25 protein-coding genes and 2 tRNA genes are annotated in these 23,177 nt (G+C 62.4%); 13 read left to right on the top strand and 14 right to left on the bottom strand.

From position 1 onward, the window contains the following. Positions 1–7: 7 nt before the first annotated feature. From C8C95_RS00160 to C8C95_RS00175, 3 genes are all read left to right on the top strand, one after another. The gene (locus C8C95_RS00160) at positions 8–1,015 is read left to right on the top strand and encodes a class 1 fructose-bisphosphatase (RefSeq protein ID WP_063460605.1); all 1,008 of its coding nucleotides are present in this window, start codon (positions 8–10) and stop codon (positions 1,013–1,015) included. 11 nt (positions 1,016–1,026) lie between these two features. Then, positions 1,027–1,102: transfer RNA gene (locus C8C95_RS00165), tRNA-Thr, on the top strand. A gap of 382 nt (positions 1,103–1,484) precedes the next feature. Beyond that, positions 1,485–1,667, top strand: coding sequence for a hypothetical protein (locus tag C8C95_RS00175; RefSeq protein ID WP_056746441.1), 183 nt, complete (start codon positions 1,485–1,487; stop codon positions 1,665–1,667). Positions 1,668–1,748: 81 nt separating this feature from the next. On the opposite strand, the gene C8C95_RS00180 is transcribed toward C8C95_RS00175, so the two are convergent. From C8C95_RS00180 to C8C95_RS00235, 12 genes are all read right to left on the bottom strand, one after another. Then, positions 1,749–2,060 carry a single-stranded DNA-binding protein gene (locus C8C95_RS00180; RefSeq protein WP_056746726.1) on the bottom strand — a complete coding sequence of 104 codons (312 nt, stop codon included), beginning with the start codon at positions 2,058–2,060 and terminating at the stop codon, positions 1,749–1,751. Positions 2,061–2,287: 227 nt separating this feature from the next. After that, positions 2,288–2,364, bottom strand: a tRNA-Pro gene (locus tag C8C95_RS00185). A 30-nt stretch (positions 2,365–2,394) separates the two neighbouring features. Continuing rightward, on the bottom strand, positions 2,395–2,829 hold the full coding sequence (locus tag C8C95_RS00190) for a MerR family transcriptional regulator (protein ID WP_116747250.1): 435 nt from the start codon (positions 2,827–2,829) through the stop codon (positions 2,395–2,397). Positions 2,830–2,926: 97 nt separating this feature from the next. Next, the gene (locus tag C8C95_RS00195; RefSeq protein ID WP_056063789.1) at positions 2,927–3,253 is read right to left on the bottom strand and encodes an integration host factor subunit alpha; all 327 of its coding nucleotides are present in this window, start codon (positions 3,251–3,253) and stop codon (positions 2,927–2,929) included. A 25-nt stretch (positions 3,254–3,278) separates the two neighbouring features. Beyond that, a complete protein-coding gene (gene pheT / locus C8C95_RS00200; protein WP_116747251.1) occupies positions 3,279–5,726 on the bottom strand; it encodes a phenylalanine--tRNA ligase subunit beta in 2,448 nt (815 codons plus the stop codon). 72 nt (positions 5,727–5,798) lie between these two features. Beyond that, entirely contained in the window at positions 5,799–6,851 is a 1,053-nt protein-coding gene (pheS, locus tag C8C95_RS00205) for a phenylalanine--tRNA ligase subunit alpha (RefSeq protein WP_056063795.1), read from the bottom strand. A gap of 101 nt (positions 6,852–6,952) precedes the next feature. Then, complete coding sequence (rplT, locus tag C8C95_RS00210) at positions 6,953–7,312, bottom strand: 50S ribosomal protein L20 (RefSeq protein ID WP_005795139.1); 360 nt, start codon at positions 7,310–7,312, stop codon at positions 6,953–6,955. Between the two features lie 26 nt (positions 7,313–7,338). Further along, positions 7,339–7,542 (bottom strand): 50S ribosomal protein L35, encoded by a 204-nt coding sequence (rpmI, locus tag C8C95_RS00215; RefSeq protein ID WP_008904041.1) that lies wholly within the window; start codon positions 7,540–7,542, stop codon positions 7,339–7,341. Between the two features lie 183 nt (positions 7,543–7,725). Continuing rightward, complete coding sequence (gene infC, locus C8C95_RS00220) at positions 7,726–8,334, bottom strand: translation initiation factor IF-3 (protein WP_082522461.1); 609 nt, start codon at positions 8,332–8,334, stop codon at positions 7,726–7,728. 81 nt (positions 8,335–8,415) lie between these two features. Then, positions 8,416–10,335, bottom strand: coding sequence for a threonine--tRNA ligase (thrS, locus tag C8C95_RS00225; RefSeq protein WP_116747252.1), 1,920 nt, complete (start codon positions 10,333–10,335; stop codon positions 8,416–8,418). Positions 10,336–10,651: 316 nt separating this feature from the next. After that, positions 10,652–11,983 carry an isocitrate lyase gene (gene aceA, locus C8C95_RS00230; protein ID WP_055402695.1) on the bottom strand — a complete coding sequence of 444 codons (1,332 nt, stop codon included), beginning with the start codon at positions 11,981–11,983 and terminating at the stop codon, positions 10,652–10,654. 252 nt (positions 11,984–12,235) lie between these two features. Further along, on the bottom strand, positions 12,236–12,658 hold the full coding sequence (locus C8C95_RS00235; protein WP_116747253.1) for a gamma-glutamylcyclotransferase family protein: 423 nt from the start codon (positions 12,656–12,658) through the stop codon (positions 12,236–12,238). Between the two features lie 39 nt (positions 12,659–12,697). On the opposite strand from C8C95_RS00235, the gene C8C95_RS00240 reads away from it, so the two are divergent. Beyond that, entirely contained in the window at positions 12,698–13,663 is a 966-nt protein-coding gene (locus tag C8C95_RS00240) for a DMT family transporter (protein WP_116747254.1), read from the top strand. A gap of 67 nt (positions 13,664–13,730) precedes the next feature. On the opposite strand, the gene rraA is transcribed toward C8C95_RS00240, so the two are convergent. Further along, positions 13,731–14,252, bottom strand: coding sequence for a ribonuclease E activity regulator RraA (gene rraA, locus C8C95_RS00245; RefSeq protein WP_056063808.1), 522 nt, complete (start codon positions 14,250–14,252; stop codon positions 13,731–13,733). 434 nt (positions 14,253–14,686) lie between these two features. Here rraA and C8C95_RS00250 point away from each other — a divergent pair, with 434 nt between their 5' ends. From C8C95_RS00250 to C8C95_RS00290, 9 genes are all read left to right on the top strand, one after another. After that, positions 14,687–15,007 (top strand): SWIB/MDM2 domain-containing protein, encoded by a 321-nt coding sequence (locus C8C95_RS00250; RefSeq protein ID WP_015014555.1) that lies wholly within the window; start codon positions 14,687–14,689, stop codon positions 15,005–15,007. A 270-nt stretch (positions 15,008–15,277) separates the two neighbouring features. After that, complete coding sequence (locus C8C95_RS00255; RefSeq protein WP_116750077.1) at positions 15,278–17,500, top strand: TonB-dependent siderophore receptor; 2,223 nt, start codon at positions 15,278–15,280, stop codon at positions 17,498–17,500. 66 nt (positions 17,501–17,566) lie between these two features. After that, positions 17,567–18,259: a Fe2+-dependent dioxygenase gene (locus C8C95_RS00260; protein WP_056063818.1), complete on the top strand. Its 693-nt coding sequence runs from the start codon at positions 17,567–17,569 to the stop codon at positions 18,257–18,259. A gap of 115 nt (positions 18,260–18,374) precedes the next feature. After that, entirely contained in the window at positions 18,375–19,517 is a 1,143-nt protein-coding gene (locus tag C8C95_RS00265; RefSeq protein ID WP_116747255.1) for an alpha-hydroxy acid oxidase, read from the top strand. Between the two features lie 136 nt (positions 19,518–19,653). Continuing rightward, a complete protein-coding gene (locus C8C95_RS00270) occupies positions 19,654–19,926 on the top strand; it encodes a (2Fe-2S)-binding protein (protein WP_015014559.1) in 273 nt (90 codons plus the stop codon). A 103-nt stretch (positions 19,927–20,029) separates the two neighbouring features. Then, the gene (locus C8C95_RS00275; RefSeq protein WP_116747256.1) at positions 20,030–20,719 is read left to right on the top strand and encodes an energy transducer TonB; all 690 of its coding nucleotides are present in this window, start codon (positions 20,030–20,032) and stop codon (positions 20,717–20,719) included. 25 nt (positions 20,720–20,744) lie between these two features. Continuing rightward, positions 20,745–21,461: a MotA/TolQ/ExbB proton channel family protein gene (locus C8C95_RS00280; protein WP_056063831.1), complete on the top strand. Its 717-nt coding sequence runs from the start codon at positions 20,745–20,747 to the stop codon at positions 21,459–21,461. Positions 21,462–21,464: 3 nt separating this feature from the next. Further along, on the top strand, positions 21,465–21,878 hold the full coding sequence (locus C8C95_RS00285; RefSeq protein ID WP_015014562.1) for a biopolymer transporter ExbD: 414 nt from the start codon (positions 21,465–21,467) through the stop codon (positions 21,876–21,878). A 293-nt stretch (positions 21,879–22,171) separates the two neighbouring features. Continuing rightward, positions 22,172–22,396: a hemin uptake protein HemP gene (locus C8C95_RS00290; RefSeq protein ID WP_056065088.1), complete on the top strand. Its 225-nt coding sequence runs from the start codon at positions 22,172–22,174 to the stop codon at positions 22,394–22,396. Between the two features lie 251 nt (positions 22,397–22,647). On the opposite strand, the gene C8C95_RS00295 is transcribed toward C8C95_RS00290, so the two are convergent. After that, positions 22,648–23,055: a heme-binding protein gene (locus C8C95_RS00295; RefSeq protein WP_015014564.1), complete on the bottom strand. Its 408-nt coding sequence runs from the start codon at positions 23,053–23,055 to the stop codon at positions 22,648–22,650. Between the last annotated feature and the right edge of the window lie 122 nt (positions 23,056–23,177).

The following is a 23,177-nucleotide window of genomic DNA, read 5'->3' on the forward strand; positions in this document are numbered from 1 at the left end:
GACTGACATGGCAAAAAGCATCAGCCTGACCCGCTACCTTGTTGAACAACAACGGGTCGACGGACTCATTCCCTCGCAACTGCGCCTGCTGCTGGAAGTGGTGGCCCGCGCCTGCAAAAGCATCAGCCACGCCGTGAACAAGGGCGCACTGGGCGGCGTGCTGGGCACGGCCAGCAGCGAAAACGTGCAGGGCGAGATCCAGAAGAAGCTCGACATCATCGCCAACGAAGTGCTGATCGAAGCCAACGAATGGGGCGGTCACCTGGCCGCCATGGCCTCGGAAGAAATGGACGGCATCTACCTGGTGCCCAACCGCTATCCGCAAGGCGAATACCTGCTGCTGTTTGATCCCCTGGACGGCTCCAGCAACATCGACGTGAACGTGAGCATCGGCACCATCTTCAGCGTGCTGAAAAAACCCGATGGCGACCGTGGCGTGGAGGAAGGCGACTTCCTGCAGCCCGGCACCCAGCAAGTGGCCGCGGGCTACTGCATCTACGGCCCGCAGACCACGCTGGTGCTCACCGTGGGTGACGGCGTAGCGATGTTCACGCTGGACCGCGAACAAGGCTCCTTCGTGCTGACCGAAGAGAACATCCGCATTCCCGAGGACACCAAGGAATTCGCGATCAACATGAGCAACATGCGCCACTGGGACGAGCCTGTGAAGCGCTACATCGACGAATGCCTGCAGGGCAAGGAAGGCCCGCGCGGCAAGGACTTCAACATGCGCTGGATCGCCAGCATGGTGGCCGACGTGCACCGCATCCTGACCCGTGGTGGCGTCTTCATGTACCCGTGGGACAAACGCGAGCCCAACAAGCCTGGCAAGCTGCGCCTGATGTACGAGGCCAACCCCATGGGCTGGCTGGTAGAACAAGCCGGTGGTGCAGCCACCAATGGCAAGCAACGCATCCTCGATATCCAGCCCACCCAGCTCCATGAGCGCGTCAGCGTGATCCTCGGCTCAAAAAATGAGGTGGAGCGCGTGACCAGCTACCATTCCACGCTATAATCCAAGGCTAAGCCGGTGTAGCTCAGTCGGTAGAGCAGCTCATTCGTAATGAGAAGGTCGGGTGTTCGATTCATCTCTCCGGCACCAAATGAAAAGCCCTGATTCGCAAGAGTCAGGGCTTTTTCATTGGCCGCTCCGGAGCAACAACTTCGCCCACCGCTGGACAACAAGAACTGGCGGTGCGACCAATGGGTGGCGCAGATCAACCCACTGCCGGAACATGCGATACAGCGTTGCCAACTGGAAGCGCCGCCACTTGGTGCGGCCACCGCCATCGTCAACAATGGTGTCGCGCGTGTGTTGCATCCGCCAGATGGCAGCTTAGGTGTTTGCAAACATCGGCAACTGATGCAGACTGTGCGCTTCAGGTTGCCACCACAGGTTGCTTGGTCAACTGGCAACAGACCGCACACCAAAGTCTCACACCTCCACTACCAGCACCATCATGAGTGTCGAACGCAGAGGCAGCATGGACCGCCGCACCGGCAAGGATCGCCGCCAGGAAGAAAAAGGTCCTCCCACCAATTTCGAGCGGCGCCGAGCCATCGAGGCGCGCCAGCCCGAATTGACAGAGCTACACATGAGCGAGGATGAGCTCAAAGCATTGGGCTTCGCGCCCACACCCAAAGGCAGCCCTCGCAAGACAGGCTAGGTACAGCGCCTAGTCCGGGTGCGCTTGTGGGCGCGCACTGCTCCGCCTGTCATCCCGTGACACAGCTTGCGCCGCATATGCCTACTGCTCGATGCCAGAGAGCGGCAGGCTGATCAACCGGTGTGCCACCATATCCAGCGCGGGCCTCGCGTTGCCTTGTTTGTCCGTCCAGACACGAGGATTCAAGCTGCCAGAAAGCGCCACTGAATCACCGTCGCGCAACTGGTGAAGCGACGCGCAGAGACCCTCGTCAAAGGCGATGACGTTGATGAAAAGCACTTCGCCCTCCGCCGTGCTGGCTCTCACCTTCGCCAAGGTGTAGGCCTTGCCCGCTTTGTCCGTGCGGCGCTCCGCCTCACCGTAAAGCCGTCCGGCTACCAAGCCATCAATCATGAAGGTCTCCATGCCCATCGTGGGCGTGTTGTTGCGCCCCTCCCAGGCCCCGTCATCACTGCACTGCCGATGCCACCGGCAAGGGCGCCTGACGTCGCCGCACGCGAGCACAGTGTGTGCATGGAGCGATGCGCCACCACCGAACCGCAACGCTGACGCCGTTAAAACCAGCGGAGGAGAAAAGCAAAAAAGCCCAGAACCTTTCGGCTCTGGGCTTTTGCTATCAATGGTCGGCGTGGCGGGATTCGAACTCGCGACCCCTTGCACCCCATGCAAGTGCGCTACCAGGCTGCGCTACACGCCGACAAGACTTAGATTATATGCAGAAAAAAGCTCAGTTCAGAGAAAGTAGCGCACGAATTTCAAATAATTCTTGGCGCACTGCGTTGGAGTCCAGGGAGAAGCCCGCGGCAACAATAGAAAGGTCGCGCGCGCTATCCACCAGCATGCTGGGTGGCTCTGCGTCCTGCGACAGAGAAGCCTCGTCCGACCCAACAACTTCTCGCGCAGTATGTGCAAGCTCTTGCAGGCGATTGCGCGCTCCACTGATGGTGAAGCCCTGGTCGTACAGCAGATCACGGATGCGGCGAATCATCAGCACCTCATGGTGCTGGTAATAACGCCGATTGCCACGCCGCTTCATGGGCCGCAGCTGCGTGAACTCCTGCTCCCAGTAACGCAAAACATGCGGTTTGACGCCGCACAGCTCCGCAACCTCACCAATCGTGAAGTATCGCTTGGCGGGAATGGAAGGGAGGGTGGTGCCCATGAGATGCGTGTTCAAACGGGAAAGCTTTCAAGCGTACTGCAGACCAGCCTGCACCGCCAGCCACCAAGAACATCTTGGCAACAAAAACAGCACAAACTCACGCAACAGCGGCCGTCTGAATCTGCTCCTTGAGCTTGCTGCTGGCATGGAAAGTCACCACGCGACGCGCCTTGATGGGTATGGCCTCGCCCGTGCGGGGATTGCGCCCGGGACGGGGAGCCTTGGTCCGGATCTGAAAGTTACCAAACCCCGAAAGCTTCACGTCCTTGCCTTCGACAAGGCTTTGGGCAATCAAGTCGAAGAAGGCATCGATCATGTCCTTGGACTCGCGCTTGTTCAAGCCGATCTGATCGAACAACAGATCCGCCAACTGCGCCTTGGTCAGTGCCGGTGTTTCCAGGCTTTCAACTGCGAATTCGATCATGGCTCGTCACTCCCCTTGGACATCATCACACCCGCAGACGGGCGCCCGTGCGCTGCGTCAACTGAGTGATCACGGATTGCATCGCTGCGTCGATTTCCGCCTCGGTGAGCGTGGCTTCATCGCGCCCCAGAGTGAGGCGCACGGCCAGGCTCTTCTCGCCGGGGGCCAAGCCACTCGCAGGCGCCTCTTCGCCCGCCCGCAGCGCCTTAGGCCGATACACGTCAAACAGCACGGCAGAGCGGAGCATGCCACCCGGAACGGCCTGCTCTACCGCACCCATGATGTCGGCGTGCGTCACGCGCTCTGCCACCACCACGGCCAAATCGCGCTCGACAGCCTGGTGTTTGGTCACCGGCTTGAACTGAGGCACCACACGCTTCAGCACGGCGTCAAGCTCCAGTTCGAACATCACAGGCGCCTGAGGCAGGTCCCACGACTGGCGCCACTGTGGATGCAATTCGCCCACGAAGCCAATAGCACGCCCATCGACCAGCACGCGGGCGCAACGGCCAGGGTGCATGGCAGGGTGGGTGCCGGGCTCGAACGTTGCGCGCAGGGGGGCCAGAAGCGCTTCCACGTCCCCCTTCACATCAAAGAAGTCGATGGCCTGGTCCTTGCGCCCCCACTGCAGCATGTCGTTCGGACCATACGCCAGGCCCGACACGCGCATGGGCTGGTGAAAGCCTTCGACCGTGGTGTCGGTGTTGCGCACGCCGCCGTCGCGCAGGAACACACGGCCCAGTTCGAAGACGCGCACCCGCTCGGCCTTGCGGTCCAGGTTGAACTTCAAAACTTGTAGCAGAGAACCCAATAAAGTCGAGCGCATCACGCTCATCTGACTTGCGATCGGATTGAGCAGCTTGATGGGTTGCGGGTTGGCGGCCAACTCGTGCTCCCAACGCTCTTCCACAAAGCTGAAATTGATCGTTTCCTGATACCCCAGGGCTGCCAGCGAACGGCGCACCGCAAACGGGCTGCGCGTGGCCTCGAGCGCCAGCTTAGGCGTGATGGGTGCCAGCGGTGGAGTGGTCGGAAGGTTGTTGTAGCCCACCATACGGGCCACTTCTTCGATCAGGTCTTCCTCGATGGTGATATCGAAACGGAATGACGGCGGCGTGACCGTGAGCGCACCTTCGCCCTGCACCACCGGCAGGCCCAGGCGGGTCAGCGCGTCGGCGCATTGCACCTGCGTCAGCGGCATGCCGATGACCTTGGCAGCACGCGCCACGCGCAGCGTGACGGGCTGTGGCACAGGCAAGTTGACCACTTGGTCGTCCATAGGGCCGCATGCTGTATCGGCCGTACCGCAGATGTCGATGACGAGCTGGGTAATGCGCTCGATGTGCTCCACCGTCAGGCTCGGATCCACGCCGCGCTCAAAACGATGGCCGGCATCCGTCGAGAAGTTGAAGCGGCGCGAACGGCCTGCCACCGCCTTGGGCCACCAGAAAGCCGCCTCGATATAGATGTTCCGGGTGTCATCAGACACCGCCGTGGCGTCTCCGCCCATGATGCCCGCCAGCGATTCCACCTGGCTGTCATCGGCGATCACGCCCACCTTGTCATCCACTGTGATGGTGTTGCCATTGAGCAGCTTCAGCTGCTCACCCGGCTTTCCCCAGCGCACGTCTAGGCCACCATGGATCTTGTCCAGGTCAAAAATGTGCGAAGGACGCCCCAACTCAAACATCACATAGTTGGAAATGTCTACCAGCGGCGACACACCACGCTGGCCACAGCGTGCCAGGCGATCGAGCATCCACTGAGGCGTGGCAGCCCGCGTATTCACGTTGCGCACGATACGGCCGGAGAAACGGCCACACAGGTCAGGCGCGTTCACTTTGACGGGCAGTTTGTCCGCCAGCTTTGCGGCCACGGCAGGGAACGATGGATTTTTCAGCGGCGTACCCGTCAATGCGGACACTTCTCGCGCGATGCCATAGACGCTCAGGCAATGCGCAAGATTGGGCGTGAGCTTGAGCGTGAACAGCGTGTCGTCCAGGTTCAGGTGTTCGCGGATGTCCTGGCCCACGGGGGCTGAGGCATCCAGCTCCAGCAGGCCTCCATGGTCCTCTGACAGTTTGAGCTCACGGGCGGAGCACAACATGCCTTGGCTTTCCACGCCGCGCAGTTTGCCCACCTTGATGAGGAAAGGTTTGCCATCGTCACCCGGCGGGAGCTCGGCACCCACCAGTGCACAAGGCACCTTGATACCCACGCGGGCATTGGGCGCACCACAAACGATGTTCAGCAGGGCGTCCTGCCCCACGTCCACCTGGCACACACGCAGGCGGTCGGCGTCTGGGTGCTGTACCGCCTCCTTGATCTCACCCACCACGATCTTGGTGAAAGGCGGGGCCACGGGGCGCAGCTCCTCCACCTCGAGGCCGGCCATCGTCAGCGTTTCGGCCAGCTCGGCCGTCGTCAAAGGGGGGTTGCAGAACTCACGCAACCAGGATTCAGGAAATTGCATAGTCGGACACTCTTGTACGGAAGGTGCGCAGCACGGCCACAGGGCACGCGCACGGCGCGAAGTCGGCGGGCTTTACTGGAACTGCGACAGGAAGCGGATGTCGCCGTCAAAGAACAGGCGCAGGTCATTGACGCCATAGCGCAGCATGGTCAGGCGGTCGGGTCCCATGCCGAATGCAAAGCCGATGTACTTCTCAGGGTCAAGACCCATGTTGCGCACCACGTTGGGGTGCACCTGGCCCGAGCCAGCCACTTCGAGCCAACGGCCTGCCAGCGGGCCCGTCTGGAACTGGATATCGATCTCGGCGCTGGGCTCTGTGAACGGGAAGAAACTGGGACGGAAGCGCAACACGAGATCATCGCTCTCGAAGAACGTGCGGCAGAAATCCGTGAAGATGACTTTCAGGTCCTTGAAACTCACGTTCTCACCAATCCAGAGACCTTCGCACTGGTGAAACATGGGCGAGTGCGTAGCGTCGCTGTCCACGCGGTAGGTACGGCCGGGTGCAATGACGCGGATCTCGGGCATCGCCTGACCTGCATCGAGCGCAGCCCGGTGCTTTTTGACATGCTGGACCGCATGGCGGATCTGCATGGGGCTGGTGTGTGTGCGCAGCAGGTTGGGAGCGGTGGCAGTGCCGCCCTCCACATAGAACGTGTCATGCATGGAACGCGCAGGATGGTCTTCCGGCGTGTTCAATGCTGTGAAGTTGAACCAGTCGGTCTCGATCTCGGGGCCTTCGGCGACGTCGAAACCCATGGAACCGAAGATGCCCTGGATGCGCTCAAGCGTGAGCGACACCGGGTGCAAGCCACCCTGCCCGCGCTGGCGGCCTGGCAGGCTCACGTCCAGTGCTTCGGCCTTGAGCTGCAATTGAAGTTCGGCATCGGCCAGAGCTTGGCGGCGAGCGGTCAGTGCAGCCTCGATGGCCTGCTTGGCAACGTTGATGGCTGCGCCGCGGGATTTCTTTTCCTCGACGGACAGCTGCGCCATGCCCTTCATGAGCTCGGTCACGCGACCTGACTTGCCCAGAAACTGCGCCTTGGCGTTTTCGAGGTCAGCAGGGGTTGCGCTTTGGGCAAACAGTTGCGTCGCGCTCTCGACCAGGGAATCCAACTCGTTCATATCGACTCTTGAAAATGAACAAGGGCTAGTGCCTTTTCAAGCCCTAGCCCTTGCTGTTATTGCGCAAGCAGCTATCAGAACGATAGCCGCTCATCGTGAACTCAAGCAGCCAGCTTGGCCTTGACTTGCTCCACGATGCTGCCAAAGGCAGCCTTGTCGTGCACTGCGAGGTCGGCCAGCATCTTGCGGTCGATCTCGATGGATGCCTTCTTCAGGCCGTTGGCGAACTGGCTGTAGGTCAGGCCCAGTTCACGGGCAGCGGCGTTGATACGGGCGATCCACAACTGGCGGAACACGCGCTTCTTGGTGCGGCGGTCACGGTAGGCATATTGCCCAGCCTTCATTACCGCCTGTTTGGCGATACGGAAGACGTTACCGCGGCGACCACGGAAACCCTTGGCAAGGGCGAGAACTTTCTTGTGACGGGCACGGGCCGTTACACCACGTTTGACGCGAGGCATGTATGTACTCCTTGTTCGTCAGTAAATTAAACGCCCATGCCGGGCAGCATCTGTGAAATCGAGCCCATATTGGTCTCGTGCACAGCAACCGCACCACGCAGATGGCGCTTGTTCTTGGTGGTCTTCTTGGTCAAGATGTGACGTTTGAAGGCTTGACCGCGCTTGACGGTACCACCTGGACGAACGCGGAAACGTTTTTTCGCGCTGCTCTTGGTCTTCATTTTGGGCATGTGAATGCTCCTTTTTCGTTGTGCTCGTGAGGCGTTTGCAAACCGATCTGCAAACTTGTTGGCCCCGAGCCACTTTTATCGAAAGGCTTTCACCTTCCGGTCGGCAGTGCTCGAAAGCCCCACCTTTTCAAACACCCCGCCCCTTCGGGCGTGGCGCTCGAAATCTGACACTGACTGGCAAACCTACGCCGCCGCACCCGTTGCAGGGGCAGCGCCTTCAGCCGCTGGCTTGGCCGCGGGCTTCTTCTTGCCCGGAGCAATCATCATGATCATCTGGCGGCCTTCCAACTTAGGAAACTGCTCAATGATGATGCTGTCAGCCAACTCGTCACGAATCCGGTTCAGCAAAGCCAAGCCGAGTTCCTGGTGCGTGATTTCACGACCGCGGAACCGCAGCGTGATCTTGCACTTGTCTCCATCCGCCAAAAAGCGGCGGATGTTGCGCATCTTGATGTTGTAGTCGCCATCGTCCGTTCCGGGGCGGAACTTGACTTCCTTGATCTCAATGACCGTCTGCTTGGCTTTGGCTTCTGCCGCACGCTTTTGCTCTTGGTACTTGAACTTGCCATAGTCCATGAGGCGGCATACCGGCGGATTAGCCGTAGCGGCGATTTCCACCAGATCCACGTCCAGCTCACCGGCCATGCGCAAGGCCTCCATGAGGCTGACAACACCCAAAGGCTCGTTGTCTGGCCCGGAAAGGCGGACTTCCGGGGCCATGATTTCACGGTTCAGGCGGTGCTTGCGCTCTTCCCGGTGGCGACGATCACGAAATTCAGTAGCGATGGCTATCTTCCTTGAATCAAAATGCTACAAATAAAGTAGCTACTTCCGCACAGTCCGCGAGCGGCAAAGCAGTTTTTGTGTTCAAAATCAGGCTTTGGTGGCGATGTCGTTAGCGATCAATTCAATGAACGCATCCACAGACATCACGCCGAGATCACGATTACCTCGGGCTCGCACTGCGACGGCGCCGGCTGCCTTTTCCTTGTCGCCTGCGACGAGGATGTAGGGCAGCTTTTGCATCGAATGCTCCCGTATTTTATACGTAATCTTCTCATTGCGCAGATCCAGGGCCACCCTAAGGCCTTGATTGGGCAGCGCTTTTTGCAGTTTTGCTGCGATTTCACGACAGTAATCGGACTGAGCGTCCGTGATGTTGAGCACCGAAACCTGCACGGGAGCGAGCCATGTAGGCAAGGCACCCGCGTGCTGCTCGATCAGAATGCCAATGAAGCGCTCCAAGCTACCAACGATGGCGCGATGCAGCATGATGGGCCGATGGCGGGCGCCATCTTCACCCACAAACTCTGCGTCCAAGCGCTCGGGCATATTCGGATCCACCTGAATCGTGCCGCACTGCCAGGGGCGCCCCAGCGCGTCCTTGAGCGTGTACTCGATCTTGGGACCGTAAAAGGCGCCCTCTCCGGGCAGGTATTCAAATTCGCAACCGGATGCCCTTAGACCCTCCGCCAAGGCGTTCTCGGCGCGGTCCCAGCTTTCCTCACTACCGATTCGCTTCTCAGGCCGTGTGGACAGCTTGTAGATGATGTCCGTGAACCCGAAGTCCTTGTAAACCTTCTGCAGCAACGTGGTGAACGCCACGACTTCAGACTGGATCTGGTCTTCGGTACAGAAGATGTGGCCGTCGTCCTGTGTGAAAGCACGCACGCGCATGATGCCGTGCAGCCCCCCGGTCGGCTCATTGCGGTGGCATTGGCCGAACTCGCCAAACCGCAAAGGCAGGTCGCGGTAGCTCTTGATACCTTGTTTGAAGATGATGATGTGCCCGGGGCAGTTCATCGGCTTGAGTGCGTAGTCGCGCTTTTCCGACTCCGTGACAAACATGTTCTCGCGGTATTTGTCCCAGTGCCCTGTTTTCTCCCACAGGCCCTGGTCCAGGATCTGCGGCCCCTTGACCTCCTGGTAGCCGTTGTCGCGGTACACGCGGCGCATGTATTGCTCCACCTCCTGCCACACCGTCCAGCCCTTGGGGTGCCAGAACACTGTGCCAGGGGAGTGTTCGTCGATGTGGAACAGATCCAGCTCGCGGCCGAGTTTACGGTGGTCGCGCTTTTCGGCCTCCTCCAGCATCGTCAAATACTGCTGCAGCTCATCCTTGGTAGCCCAGGCCGTGCCATAGACCCGCTGCAGCATCTCATTGCGATGATCACCACGCCAGTAGGCGCCCGCCACCTTCATGAGCTTGAAGAACTTGAGCTTGCCGGTGCTGGGCACATGAGGGCCGCGGCACAGATCTTCGAAATTGCCTTCGCGGTACAGGCTCACGTCTTCGTTGCTGGGAATGCTTGCGATGATCTCGGCCTTGTAGTGCTCACCCAGGTCCTTGAAATACGCCACGGCGTCGTCACGCGGCAGCACTCGGCGCACCACGGGCTCGTCCTTGGATGCCAGTTCGGCCATGCGCTTTTCAATCGCCACCAGGTCTTCAGGTGTAAAGGGGCGCTTGTAGGCAAAGTCGTAATAAAAGCCGTTTTCGATCACCGGGCCGATGGTGACCTGCGCGTCAGGGAACAGTTCCTTGACCGCGTAGGCCAGCAAGTGAGCGGTGGAGTGACGAATCACCTCCAGGCCATCCGCATCCTTGGCCGTCACGATGGACAGCGCGCTGTCAGCCGTGATCTGGTAGCTGGTGTCCACCACCTTGTCGCCGATCTTGCCCGCCAGGGCGGCTTTGGCCAGACCGGCGCCAATGGAGGCGGCCACCTCGGCCACGGTGACTGGGCCCGGAAACTCGCGCTGTGAACCGTCGGGAAGCGTGATGTGAATCATGGGAGCAACTCTTTCTCTGTGATCAGTGCAATGGGTGCGGGCACGCGCCAGGCCCAGGAAACAAAAAAGCGCGGAACAGGTCCGCGCTTTTTGGAGGTGTGTGCAATCTCGTGCAGGCGCGAACAGCCAGCCTCAACGGCCGGTCAACATCTCCGATGTAGTTCGCGGTGTCATAACCAGATTGCCTTTCTCGCTCTTGTGCAGTGAATTTCGCCAGATTTTAACCCTAGCACCCAGAAAAAAAGCCCGAAGCATCTGCTTCGGGCTTTTTCGAGTGCATTTGGCGCCACAACGAAGCGGCGCTGAGCCCCGCAGATCAGTGGAACTGCTCTTCTTCGGTCGAACCCGTCAGGGCCTTCACGGAGGACGAGCCGCCCTGGATCACCGTGGTCACGTCGTCGAAGTAGCCTGCGCCCACTTCCTGCTGGTGCGACACAAAGGTGTAACCCTTTTCGCGTGCTGCGAATTCAGGTTCCTGCACCATCTCGGTGTAGTGCTTCATGCCTTCGCCTTGGGCGTATGCATGGGCGAACTGGAAGGTGTTGAACCAGTTGATGTGGATACCGGCCAGCGTGATGAACTGGTACTTGTAGCCCAGAGCCGACAGGTCTTCCTGGAACGACGCGATCTGCTTGTCGTTGAGGTTCTTCTTCCAGTTGAACGAAGGCGAGCAGTTGTACGACAGCAGCTTGCCAGGGCAGGCAGCGTGCACAGCTTGCGCAAATTCACGGGCGAAGCCGATGTCTGGCACGCCGGTTTCGCACCACACCAGGTCGGCATAGGGAGCGTAGGCCACGCCGCGGCTGATGGCTTGTTCCAGGCCGTTCTTCACGCGGTAAAAGCCTTCTTGCGTGCGCTCGCCGGTCAGGAAGGGCTTGTCGTTGGCGTCGTGGTCGGACGTGATCAGGTTGGCGGCTTCTGCGTCGGTGCGGGCCAGCACGATGGTGGACACGCCCATCACGTCAGCAGCAAAACGTGCGGAGATCAGCTTTTCGCAGGCTTCCTGCGTAGGCACCAGCACCTTGCCACCCATGTGGCCGCACTTCTTCACGGCAGCGAGTTGGTCTTCGAAGTGCACGCCGGCAGCGCCCGATTGGATCATATTCTTCATGAGTTCGAAGGCGTTCAGCACGCCGCCGAAACCGGCTTCCGCGTCCGCCACGATGGGCAGGAAGTAGTCGATGAATTCCTTGTCGCCGGGGTTGATGCCACGGCCCCACTGGATTTCGTCGGCGCGCTTGAAGGTGTTGTTGATGCGGCGAACCATGGTGGGCACCGAGTCATACGCATACAGCGACTGGTCGGGGTACATGGTTTCGGATGTGTTGCCGTCAGCGGCGACTTGCCAGCCCGACAGGTACACGGCTTCGAGGCCGGCCTTGGCCTGCTGCATGGCTTGACCGGCAGAGATGGCGCCGAAAGCGTTGACGTAGCCTTTCTTGGCACCGCCGTTGATCTTGTCCCAGAGCTTTTCAGCGCCGCGCTTGGCCAACGTGTGCTCGATGGGCAGCGAACCACGCAGACGCACCACGTCGGCAGCGGAGTAACCGCGCTTCACACCCTTCCAGCGGGGGTTGGTCGCCCAGTCTTTTTCCAGGGCGGCAATTTGCTGTTCGCGGCTCAGTTGTTCGTTGAGGGATTGGGGCATGAGATCACTCCAGGGGTTGGTTGAAAACGCCGGGCTGCTGTGTGCCGCCCTTGAAGACAACTTTAAGTCTTCTATAAGACTTGCGCAAGCTCTTATGTCTTATAGAAGAGATAAATTTTCTTCTTTCAAAACAACCACTTAAACACGTGATTTCTCAATACAGAAATTGATTTCTCATATCGAGAAAAATTGCGGCAATGCAACATCTATCGCATCCCACATCAAGAAATTCAACTTTCGTATTGTGAGAATTCAGATGGGTGTAGCGCCAACTGCCCTGAGCCAGTCACCATGCTCGATCTGGCGTGCGCCCTGCGCATATCGGGGATGGATCTCGTACACCAGACAAGACAGCGCTTGGCCCTCCACCGTCACCGCAATTTCGCGCTTGAGGTACTCATCGGTCGGGTGATCCCCGCCCAGTCCTTCGATGGCATCGAGAACGGTCTCCAGCGCAGGCTCGATGACGTACACCTCGCCATGCACCGGCCGGTCGCCGCCCAGGGTCATGCCGGGGTAAGCCCCCAGGTGGAACAGCATCCCTGCAACTTGCGCAAACCCCACCCAGCGCGGCGCAGGCAACAAGCGCGTAATGTCGTTCGACCCGCCACGGCGCAAGGTGCCGTACACAAACACATGGCGTGGGGCTGCAATTGGCGAAGAAGGCTCGGGCATGATGCGCAGTCTTTTTTGTTTGAACAACGTCCCAGTCTAGTGAATACGCCCCCGCCCAGCCGCCCTTTCGCCTATCTGTGTCTGGCCCTCAGCATGTCGCTGGTGGGCAGTTATGTGGCGCTCTCCAAACCGCTCGCGGCCGTGCTGCCCGTGCTCTTGCTGGCCTGGATGCGCTTTGGCATCGGGGGCATCGCCATGCTGCACTGGCTCAAGAAGCCCGGCAACGAGCCGCCACTGTCACCACAGACGAAACGGCTGTTGTTCCTGGAGTCCTTTCTGGGCAACTTTCTGTTCACCATCTGCATGATCTACGGCGTGAGCCTGACCGATGCGGTTTCGGCAGGCGTCACCATGGCGGCCATTCCTGCTGCGGTGGCGTTGATGGGCTGGGCATTTTTGGGCGAGCGGGTGGCGCCCCGCACCTGGATGGCAGTGCTTTGCGCCGTGGTGGGCATTGCCCTGTTCTCACTATCAAAACCAGAGCACGCAGCGCATATGGAACCTGCGCTTGGAGCCAAAAACACTGCAAACGATGCCTGGTGGGGCCAAATGCTGCTGCTGGGGGCAGTGATTTGCGAGGCCGCCTACACGGTGATCGGCAAGAAGCTCACCGGCAGCCTGGGGCCCAAGCGCATCACCTCGCTCATCAACCTGTGGGGCTTTGTGCTGACGACACCGTTTGGCCTGTACCTGGCGCTGGACTTCCCGTTTGCCTCGGTGGGATGGGGCACCTGGCTATTGCTGCTGTTTTATGCGCTGGCCGCCTGCATGTGGACGGTGTGGCTGTGGATGACCGGGCTCAAGGCCGTGCCCGCTGCGCAAGGCGGTGTCTTCTCGGTCATGCTGCCGGTGAGTGCTGCGCTGGTGGGCGTGCTGTTTTTGGGCGAGGTATTGACGGGCCTGCAACTGGTCGCCTTTGTCATTGCCCTGGCCAGCGTGTTGCTGGCCACCCTGCCCTCGCGCGCGGCGCTGCGCGTAGGGCGGCGGGGCGGCAGCGCCGACTGACCTGCCCTTCGGCAACCGTCTTCACCGTCCCGCCATGGAAGCTGGACGGGCCGCGAGCAGCCCCACCTCAGCCGTGCAAGGGCTGCGCACTGACCACGATGCCATCGGCATCGGCATACAGCCAGTCGCCGGGGCGCACGGGCACGCCCTGGATCGACACAGCCACATCGCGTTGCCCCTCGCCACGCCGCTCGGTGGGCAGCGGCATCAGCGCCAGCGCGCGGATGCCGACGGCTTCCGCGTTCAGCTCGGCCACGTCACGCACACAGCCGTCCACCACGATGCCGGCCCAGCCATTGCGGGCGGCGGCTGCCGCCAGGTTGCCGCCCACCAGGGCCCGGCGCAGCGAACCGCCGCCATCCACCACCAGCACCCGGCCCTCGCCTGCTGACTCGACAGCCGCCTTGACCTGGGTGTTGTCCTCGTGGCACTTGACGGTGGTGACGGGGCCCGCAAACGCGGCAACGCCCCCAAAGCTCTGGAACACCGGGGGCAGCACGCGGAACGCACCGCTGGTGTCGCCTTTGTGGACGTCACAAAAGTCGCAGGTGGCAAACGGCGTGAGGGGAAGAGGCGAAGCTGCAGCCATTCCAAGATCCTTTCAGTCAATCAGACGGTTTCAACAATCAAACCCGCACCAACGGCAGCGGCGAGCACGAACCCCACACCGAACGCCCCCGCCGGGGGTACACGCCTGCGGGCCAGCCGCGTTCGTTGAGCGGCAAATCTGTTGTGCAAGATTGTGCTGCAGCAGCACCCACCCCAGACGCGGTGCCCAACGCCGCCCCCAGAAGATACCCCCGGGGTACTGCACTTGAAACCCGCCCTCTGCCGCGTGTTTGTCAAGCCTGGCGCGCCTTGGCGGCCTATTGCTGCGGGGTGCGCGGCGCCACCGCTACAAATCGAGGCAAAAAAAGCCGTTTCTCCCTTGGAAACGCGTTTTTTTCCCATTAGCATCAGCCTGCCAGTGGGAAAGCGTCGTTTTCGCTGGTAAAAATTTATTCCCAACAAGGACAACCCAACATGGCAACTGCAAAAAAAGCTCCGGCAACCACAGCCCCAGCAGCCAAGAAGGCCGCTGCACCCGCCAAGAAGCGGACCCCTAACGCCGCTTTCATGAAGGCGCTCACGCCCAGCCCTGCGCTGGCCGCTGTGGTGGGCTCGGCACCTCTGCCGCGCACGGAGATCATCAGCAAGCTGTGGGTCTACATCAAGGCCAACAACCTGCAGGACGCCACCAACAAGCGCAACATCAACGCCGACGCCAAGCTCAAGGAGCTGTTCGGCAAGCCCCAGGTCTCCATGTTTGAACTGGCTGGCCTGATTGGCAAGCACGTCAAGTAAGCCCTGGCGCTTTGCGACCCGCGTCGCACCCGTAAAAGAACCGGCTCTGCCGGTTTTTTTACGCCCATACCCTGTCGAAGTGTGGCGCGCCCGCATCAATGCAAATGAGAATGACCCGCATTTGATGTAACATAAAGCTGCACGACGACGCACAGCCATGTTGATCTAGCCACTGCCTCTCGCCTGCTCTTGGTGCCCCTGCGCGCCACCTGCACACCCCTATTGATGGAGGCCCTCTTGGCTAAATCTCGCGCCCAGCGCCGCAGCGGCATGCTGCGTTCTTCTCCCGCATTCGTTGCTTCTCCCGCCACCCTGTCGCCCCCGGCTTCGCAATCCGACAGGGCTTTGCTGCCACTGGGCGCGCTGATGCTGGCCGCCTCGATGGGCGCCATGGCGCAGACCGGCACGTCCGAGACCACCCTGTCCACCGTGACGGTGAAGGAAGCCGCTGAAGTCCAGGGCAAGGACACCCTGCTCATCAAGAAGACCACCGTGGGCAAGGGCAAGCAAGACATCAAGGACATCCCCCAGTCCGTGACGGTGTTCACCGAAAAGCTGATGAACGACCGCAACCAGGACGACTTCCGCGAAGTGCTGCGCACCACGGCGGGCGTGACCTTCCAGTCCGGCGAGACCGGTGAAGAAGACGTGCGCCTGCGCGGCTTCTCGCTGGGCCTGGCGGGCGACATCTATGTGGACGGCATGAAGGACGCCCCGCTGATCGAGCGCGACACCTTCAACAACGACCGCATCGAAGTGCTCAAGGGCTCGGCCTCCATGCTGTTCGGCAAGGGCTCGACCGGCGGCGTGGTCAACCAGGTCAACAAGTACCCGCTGCTGATCGACCAGCACGAAGCCGGCTACACGCTGGGCACCGGCAAGTACCACCGCGCCACCGGCGACTTCAACTGGGTGACGGGCGAGAACTCGGCCTTCCGCCTGAACGCCATGGTGCAGGAGTACGACAACGACGGCGCCAAGCAGGACAAGCGCGGCATTGCACCCACCTTTGCCTGGGGCATCGGCACGCGCGACGAGTTCTCCGTCGGGCTGTACTACCTCGAATCCAAGGGCCGCCCGCTCTACAACCACCCCTGGCGCCTCTCGGCCGACGGCAAGATCAACATGCCGCTGGAAGCCGGCAAGTACTACGGCCTGGCCAGCGACCACAACGACACCACATCGCAGTACGTCACGCTGGGCCACATCCACCGCTTTGACGACAGCGGCGAGCTGACCACGCGCCTGCGCTACGGCAAGTACGAGCGCGACCTGCTGGCCAGCACCATCGGCTTCCAGAACAGCGCCATCACGCTGGACCAGATCAACAGCAACACCGTGCTGACCCGTGGCTCCAAGGGCCGCGTGGGCGAGAGCAATGTGCTGCAGGTGCAAAGCGACTACAGCAACACCTACAACTGGGGTGGCAAGAAGCACGCGGTGCTGACCGGCGTGGACTACTACGACGACGACGCCAAGCGCAACCAGAACTACGCCAACACCACCACCCGCCCCACCACCACGGTGGGCACGCCCAACGACGGCGCGTGGGTGGCCGACGGCCGTGCGCCGGTGCAGTGGAACACGTTCGCATCGCGCAACCTGGGCCTGTACTTCCAGGACACGGTCTCGCTGAGCGACACGCTCAAGCTGGTCGGCGGCCTGCGCTACGACAACTTCCGCGCCGCGTACCACAACGCCGCAGGCAGCCTGAGCAACTCGCGCTCCGACAGCCTGTTCAGCCCCCGCGTAGGCATGATCTTCCAGCCTGACGAGCTGACCTCGTACTACCTGTCGTACGGCACTTCGTACAACACCTCGGGCGACACCTACCAGTTTGGCAACCCCGGCACCACCACGGCGCGCACCGCCAACACCGATCCAGAAAAGAGCCGCAACATCGAAGTCGGCGGCAAGTTTGAGCTGTTCGAGCGCCGCGCCCTGCTGGGTGTGGCCGCCTTCTACAGCCAGAAGTACAACGAGCGCAACACCGACCCCGACACCGCTGCCGCGCAAGAACTGCTCTCGGGCAAGCGCCACGCCACCGGCATGGAGTTCAACCTGGCGGGCCGCCTCACGCCCCAATGGGAACTGTTCTTCAACCACACCTGGATCCCGTCGGCCAAGATCGACAAGAGCAACGTGGTGCTGGCCGCCAACGGCGGCGGCGCGCAGGTGCAGGGTGACCGACCCGGCCTCACGCCCAAGCACAGCGGCAGCGTGTGGAGCACCTACGCCGTCACCTCCAAGCTGCGTGTGGGTGCTGGCCTGACATACCGCGCCAAGCAGAACCCCGAGGGCTCGCGCGCCGTGTACGCCAGCGGCTTTGCGGTGGTGGACGCCATGGCCGAGTACGCGTTTGACGACAAGACCTCGCTGAAACTGAACGTCAGCAACCTGTTCGACCGCACGTATGCCGAAGGCCTGTACCGCGGCTTCTACACGCCCGGCGCCCCGCGCGCTGTGCAGCTGACGCTGAAGACACGCTTCTGACGCACCTCTGAAGTCCCTCGCATGAACCGGCCCCGGCACTGCCCGGGGCCGGTTCACAATGGCTCCATGTTTCTGCACATCCAAGACGTTCTCACCGCCGACGAGGTCGCGTTCTTCCGGCAAAAGCTCTGGGCGGCCGACGCCCCCTGGGTGGACGGCGCCCGCAGCGCGGGCGGCCAGGCGGTGCACCAGAAAAACAACCTGCAGCTCGCACAAGCCAGCGAGCTGTCCGCCCAGCTCCAGGGCCTGGTCAAGGCCGCGTTGAATCGCAACGCCCTCTTCTTTTCGGCCGCACTGCCGCGCCGCATCTACAACCCGCTGTTCAACAAGTATGGCGATGGCGCCAACTACTATGGCAACCATGTGGACAGCGCCGTCATGCACTCCCGCGCCGACAGCTGCTGGGTGCGCAGCGACCTGTCGTGCACGCTGTTCCTCACGCCGCCCGACGACTACGACGGTGGCGAACTGGTGATTGCCGAGGCCCTGGGCGAGAAGCGCATCAAGCTGCCTGCGGGCGACATGATCCTGTACCCCAGCAGCACCGTGCACCAGGTCGCGCCGGTCACGCGCGGGCACCGCGTGAGCAGCTTCTTCTGGGTGGAGAGCATGGTGCGCGGGCTGGAGCAACGCCAGTTGCTGTTCGACATGGACATGGCCCTGCTCAAGCTGCGCCAGACCCACGGCGACACCGACCCGTCGGCCATCGCGCTGTCGGGCACGTACCACAACCTGCTGCGCATGTGGGCCGATGTGTGAACCGCAGGTCTCTACCCCACTGCTGTGATCGGGGTATGAGGCACCCCCACAAAAGCTATTATTTTGATAGCACCCAGCGCATGATCCACTAGCGCTTGGTGCTATTTTTGTTTGTATGACCCCATTTCCTGCACGCCACACCATCCCCCCGGGCCTGGTCACCCTGGCCGACCACGAGCAACACGCACGCACGCAGCTGGACGACAACGCCTGGGCGTACTTCAGCGGCGGCGCGGCCGACGAGATCAGTCTGCACGCCAACCGCAGCGCCTGGGACGCCCTGCCCCTGTGGCCCCGCGTGCTGCGGCCGCTGGCGGGTGGGCACGCCCGGGTGCCCCTGCTGGGCCGCACGCTGGCGCACCCCATCCTGCTCGCACCCGTGGCCTTCCAGCGCCTGGCGCACCCCGACGGCGAACTGGCCATGGCCTATGCCGCAGCGGCGCTGGGCGCGGGCGTGGTGCTCAGCACCCAGGCCAGCGTGTCGCTGGAGAGCGTGGCCCAGGCCGTCCTGCCCGACCCGGGGCGCGGCCCGCTGTGGTTTCAGCTCTACCTGCAACCCGACCGTGGCTTCACCCAGGCACTGGTGCAGCGTGCCGAAGCGGCCGGCTACGAGGCCCTGGTGCTCACGGTGGATGCCCCCACCAGCGGCGTGCGCGACCGCGAACGGCGTGCGGGCTTTCGGCTGCCGCCCGGCGTGGGCTCGGTCAACCTGGCGGGCCTGCAGGCACCTGCCCCTTCCGCATTGGGCCCCGGCCAGAGTGCCCTGTTCGACGGCCTGCTCCACCATGCGCCCACGTGGGACGACATCGCGTGGCTGCAGTCCATCACCCGGCTGCCGGTGCTGCTCAAGGGTGTGCTGCACCCCGCCGACGCGCGCCAGGCCGTGTCGCTTGGCGCTGCGGGCCTCATCGTGTCCAACCATGGCGGGCGCACGCTGGACACGGCCCCTGCCACCGCCACCGCGCTGCCCCGTGTGGTGCAGGCCGTGCAGGGCAAGGTGCCGGTGCTGGTGGACGGCGGCATCCGGCGCGGCACCGATGTGCTCAAGGCCATGGCGCTGGGCGCCTCCGCCGTGCTGGTGGGTCGCCCTGCCATTTGGGGCCTGGCCAATGCGGGCGCGGCGGGCGTGGCCCATGTGCTGCGCCTGCTGCGCGACGAATTGGAGGTCGCCATGGCCTTGACCGGCTGCTCCACCCTTGCCGAAGCGACTTCCGCGCTGTTGGACAGCCACGACGAGCCTGCAGCGGGCGCGATCTGAGGCCCGGGGTGTCGGCAGCTCCACACGGGCAGGTGTGCCTTCCCCCTGTCGGCAGGAATGATTTATTGCAAATGCGATAGATTCGTATTTATAATCTCAATCATCCTTTCAACAGCCAGCCACACTGCCTGCCGCCATGATCGTCTGTGTTTGCCGCCGGGTTTCGGACCGTGAGATTGCCCGCCATGCCCGTGCCGGCATGAGCTTTGATGAGATCCAGTTCGAGCTGGGCGTGGCCACCCAATGCGGATGCTGCGAAAGCTGCGCCCGCGACGTGGTGGCGCAGTGCAGTGCTTCGCAACCGGTAGCCGCCTTGCGGAACGACGCGGCGCCACAGGCGATCCAGCTTGCCAGCTCCATCCTGGAAAGCAAGTCATGGAACTCCTCTCAACCCTCGCAGGCAGCCTGATCCTGGTCGCAGGATCGGCCTGGTGGATCTTTCGCAAATAATCCGGGTTTACCCGGCAGCGTCCGCCCAATGCTAGGGGCGGCGCTGCCCTTCCTTTCTATTTATGTCTCACCCTGATCGTTTCGCCCCCCCTGGCGGTGTGAGCCGCAATGCCGTGATCGTCGGCTCCGTGGTGGCGCTGCATGTGGCGGGCATCTGGGCCCTGCAGTCCGGCCTGGTGCGCAAGGCGGCCGAGGTGATCGTGCCGGCCGAACTGCTCAGCGAATTCATCGCGCCGCCCGCCCCGCCCAAGGTCACCCCGCCGCCACTGGCACCACCGCCCCCTCCCAAGCCAGCGCCCAAGGCCGCGCCGCGCCCGGCACCAATGCCAGTCGCCATTGCCGACCCCACGCCAGCGCCCAATGCCCCCACCGGCATCACCACGCCCCAGCCGCCCGCCCCGCCCATCGAGGCCCCTGTGGCGCCCCCGGCCCCCGCGCCTGCGCCACCGGCACCGCCTGCACCGCCCAAGATCGAGCTGCCGTCCAGCGACGCGGCCTACCTCAACAACCCCAAGCCCAGCTACCCCGCCATCAGCAAACGCATGGGCGAGCAAGGCAAGGTGGTGCTGCGGGTGCTCATCGGCACCGACGGCGTGCCGCAGAAGGTCGAGGTCAACAAGTCCAGCGGCTTTGACCGGCTGGACCGCCAGGCCCAGGACGCCGTGATGCGCTGGCGCTTTGTGCCCGGCAAACGCAACGGCGTGCCCGAGGCCATGTGGAACCTCGTCCCCGTCAACTTTGTTCTCGAATAAACCAATCACCGCTCAGGGAGTTTTCATGGAATCGCAATTCGGCATCGCCAACGTCTGGATCCAGGGTGACTTTGTCACCCGCGCCGTCGCCATCCTGCTGCTGGCCATGTCGCTGGCCTCGTGGATCGTCATCCTCATCAAGGCACTGGACATCATCAAGTTCAAAAAACACGCCCGCGCCGCCCAGGACTTCTGGCACAGCGAGGACTTTGCCGCGGGCTTGACCAAGCTGGGCGCCGACCCGACCAACCCCTTCCGCCACCTGGCGCTGGAAGGCCGCGAAGCCACTGCCCACCACCGCAACACCAAGGCCCACCTGCACGACAGCCTGGACGTGAGCGACTGGGTGACCCGCTGCCTGCGCAACTGCATCGACGAGTTCACCGCCCGCCTGTCCTCGGGCCTGGCCATCCTGGCGTCGGTGGGCTCCACCGCCCCATTCATCGGCCTGTTCGGCACCGTGTGGGGCATCTACCATGCGCTGCTGGCCATCGGCACCTCGGGCCAGTCCACCATCGACAAGGTGGCCGGCCCCATCGGTGAAGCGCTGATCATGACCGCCCTGGGCCTGGCCGTGGCCATCCCGGCGGTGCTGGGCTACAACGCGCTGGTACGCGGCAACAAGTCCATCCTGAATGGCCTGAACAGCTTTGCCCATGACCTGCACGCCTACTTTGTGACCGGCGCCCGCGTGAACGCTGGCGAGCCCGGCAAGGTGCTGCCCATGAAGAAAGGCGGCTAAGCCATGGCCTTTGGAACCCAAGACGACACCGATGACGTGATGAACGAGATCAACATGACGCCCCTGGTGGACGTCATGCTGGTGCTGCTCATCATCTTCATCATCACCGTGCCGGTGATGAAACACGCGGTGAACGTGGACCTGCCCCGCGCCACCAACCAGCCCGAGAACGTCAAGCCCGAGACCGTGCGCCTGTCGGTGTCGGCCGATGGCAAGTTCTTCTGGAACGAGTCCCAGGTGTCGGAAGAGGAACTCTTCCCCCGCCTGCAGGCCGAGGCCGCCAAGGAGCCCCAGCCAGACCTCCACATCCGTGGCGACAAGAACGTGCGCTATGAATTCGTGGCCCAGGCCATGGCGGCCGCGCAACGCGCTGGCGTGCGCAAGATCGGGTTTGTGACCGACCCGCAGGGCCAGTAAAGACACGGCGAAAGTCACCGGCCCGGTCCCTGCGCATCTTGGCCAGCCCACCCGTCGTGGGCGCACTGGCCGGTGCCAGGGAAGGCAGGGCCCGTGCAGCAGGCTCGCAGCCCCCTGCACTGCGCCCAGGGCGCACGGACCTTTGCCCCGCGCCCAGGGCGCTGCTCAACGCCTCGCCCTTGCACCTGATGCGGGGCGGAACCAAGAACAAAAAGAAACACACCGTTCGCTTGACTTGTAATTGCGAATCGTTATCATTAACAAAACGCACTGCAATGACCCAGGAAAACTCCATGCAAGCCTCCCTGACCTCCGCCCCGCTCCGCCGCGCCGTGCCGGCTGACTCCGCAGACGCATCGGCATCTGGCGAGGCCCCGTCGTCCGGCGCGCATTGCGCCACTGCTGCGCTGGACAGCAGCGTGCTGCTGCAAGGGCACAAGACCGTCGCCATCAGCCACAACGGCTCGGTGTACCGCCTGCAGGCCACCAAGCTGGGCAAGCTCATCCTGACCAAATAGTTTCATCGTGGGGCGACTCCCGGGCTTGCAACAAGCTCGCAAGGGTCGTTTTTGCCAGCCAACGGGTTTGCTCCCGCGTAGCCAGGCTTTTTTTGCTGCCCCCGACCCTGCCAACAAAAAACCGGCCCACAGGCCGGTTTTTTCATGCTCCCAGAGGGTTTTGAAGCGTTTTCAGCCCCATGCGCAAGTGGAACATACGCTCACAGCTATTAAAATGATAGCAAATGCACTCCCTGCCGGGAGCCCCCGAATCAGAGGCCCAGGGCTGCAATGCCCGCGCGGGCGATCTGTGCATCTTCGGTGGACTTCACGCCGCTCACGCCCACGGCACCCAGGCACTGGCCGTCCTTCATGATCGGCACGCCGCCTTCGAGCAGGCCGTCAATGGTGGGCGCGCTCAGGAACGAGGTACGGCCGCCGTTGATCACGTCCTCGTAGACCTTGCTTTCGCGGCGGCCCAGAGCGGCCGTGCGGGCCTTGGAAGGGGCGATGTGCGATGACACGGCTGCTGCGCCATCCAGACGCTGCAGCCAAAGCAGGTGGCCGCCATCGTCCACGATGGCGATGGTCACGGCCCAGTTGTTCTTGAGGGCTTCGGCTTCAGCGGCGGCGGCCACGGCCTTGACGTCGGCCAGTTCGAGTTCGTGCTTGGTTTTCATGAAAGGATCCGAAAGTGGGAGAGGAAACCGGGCCGCACAGGCCGCCCCGGCACGCAAAGAGAACCGAGCATACCGGCATCCCCGGCGCCGTTGCCCCCAGCCAGGGTGAAAGTATCCTTACC

Source organism: Acidovorax sp. 99 (assembly GCF_003096455.1).
In the GTDB taxonomy this organism is placed as follows: domain Bacteria; phylum Pseudomonadota; class Gammaproteobacteria; order Burkholderiales; family Burkholderiaceae_C; genus Acidovorax; species Acidovorax delafieldii.

Bases quoted from the DNA above. Each gene is read 5' to 3' on its own strand.
- C8C95_RS00255 (WP_116750077.1), top strand. From the start codon at position 15,278: ATGCTGCGTTCTTCTCCCGCATTCGTTGCTTCTCCCGCCACCCTGTCG.
- C8C95_RS00295 (WP_015014564.1), bottom strand. From the start codon at position 23,055: ATGAAAACCAAGCACGAACTCGAACTGGCCGACGTCAAGGCCGTGGCC.
- C8C95_RS00160 (WP_063460605.1), top strand. From the start codon at position 8: ATGGCAAAAAGCATCAGCCTGACCCGCTACCTTGTTGAACAACAACGG.
- C8C95_RS00250 (WP_015014555.1), top strand. From the start codon at position 14,687: ATGGCAACTGCAAAAAAAGCTCCGGCAACCACAGCCCCAGCAGCCAAG.
- rplT (WP_005795139.1), bottom strand. From the start codon at position 7,312: ATGCCTCGCGTCAAACGTGGTGTAACGGCCCGTGCCCGTCACAAGAAA.
- C8C95_RS00180 (WP_056746726.1), bottom strand. From the start codon at position 2,060: ATGATTGATGGCTTGGTAGCCGGACGGCTTTACGGTGAGGCGGAGCGC.
- C8C95_RS00290 (WP_056065088.1), top strand. From the start codon at position 22,172: ATGCAAGCCTCCCTGACCTCCGCCCCGCTCCGCCGCGCCGTGCCGGCT.
- pheT (WP_116747251.1), bottom strand. From the start codon at position 5,726: ATGCAATTTCCTGAATCCTGGTTGCGTGAGTTCTGCAACCCCCCTTTG.
- C8C95_RS00175 (WP_056746441.1), top strand. From the start codon at position 1,485: ATGGACCGCCGCACCGGCAAGGATCGCCGCCAGGAAGAAAAAGGTCCT.
- rraA (WP_056063808.1), bottom strand. From the start codon at position 14,252: ATGGCTGCAGCTTCGCCTCTTCCCCTCACGCCGTTTGCCACCTGCGAC.
- C8C95_RS00285 (WP_015014562.1), top strand. From the start codon at position 21,465: ATGGCCTTTGGAACCCAAGACGACACCGATGACGTGATGAACGAGATC.
- C8C95_RS00260 (WP_056063818.1), top strand. From the start codon at position 17,567: ATGTTTCTGCACATCCAAGACGTTCTCACCGCCGACGAGGTCGCGTTC.
- C8C95_RS00235 (WP_116747253.1), bottom strand. From the start codon at position 12,658: ATGCCCGAGCCTTCTTCGCCAATTGCAGCCCCACGCCATGTGTTTGTG.
- C8C95_RS00280 (WP_056063831.1), top strand. From the start codon at position 20,745: ATGGAATCGCAATTCGGCATCGCCAACGTCTGGATCCAGGGTGACTTT.
- aceA (WP_055402695.1), bottom strand. From the start codon at position 11,983: ATGCCCCAATCCCTCAACGAACAACTGAGCCGCGAACAGCAAATTGCC.
- C8C95_RS00270 (WP_015014559.1), top strand. From the start codon at position 19,654: ATGATCGTCTGTGTTTGCCGCCGGGTTTCGGACCGTGAGATTGCCCGC.
- C8C95_RS00195 (WP_056063789.1), bottom strand. From the start codon at position 3,253: ATGATCGAATTCGCAGTTGAAAGCCTGGAAACACCGGCACTGACCAAG.
- rpmI (WP_008904041.1), bottom strand. From the start codon at position 7,542: ATGCCCAAAATGAAGACCAAGAGCAGCGCGAAAAAACGTTTCCGCGTT.
- C8C95_RS00275 (WP_116747256.1), top strand. From the start codon at position 20,030: ATGTCTCACCCTGATCGTTTCGCCCCCCCTGGCGGTGTGAGCCGCAAT.
- C8C95_RS00190 (WP_116747250.1), bottom strand. From the start codon at position 2,829: ATGGGCACCACCCTCCCTTCCATTCCCGCCAAGCGATACTTCACGATT.
- pheS (WP_056063795.1), bottom strand. From the start codon at position 6,851: ATGAACGAGTTGGATTCCCTGGTCGAGAGCGCGACGCAACTGTTTGCC.
- C8C95_RS00265 (WP_116747255.1), top strand. From the start codon at position 18,375: ATGACCCCATTTCCTGCACGCCACACCATCCCCCCGGGCCTGGTCACC.
- thrS (WP_116747252.1), bottom strand. From the start codon at position 10,335: ATGATTCACATCACGCTTCCCGACGGTTCACAGCGCGAGTTTCCGGGC.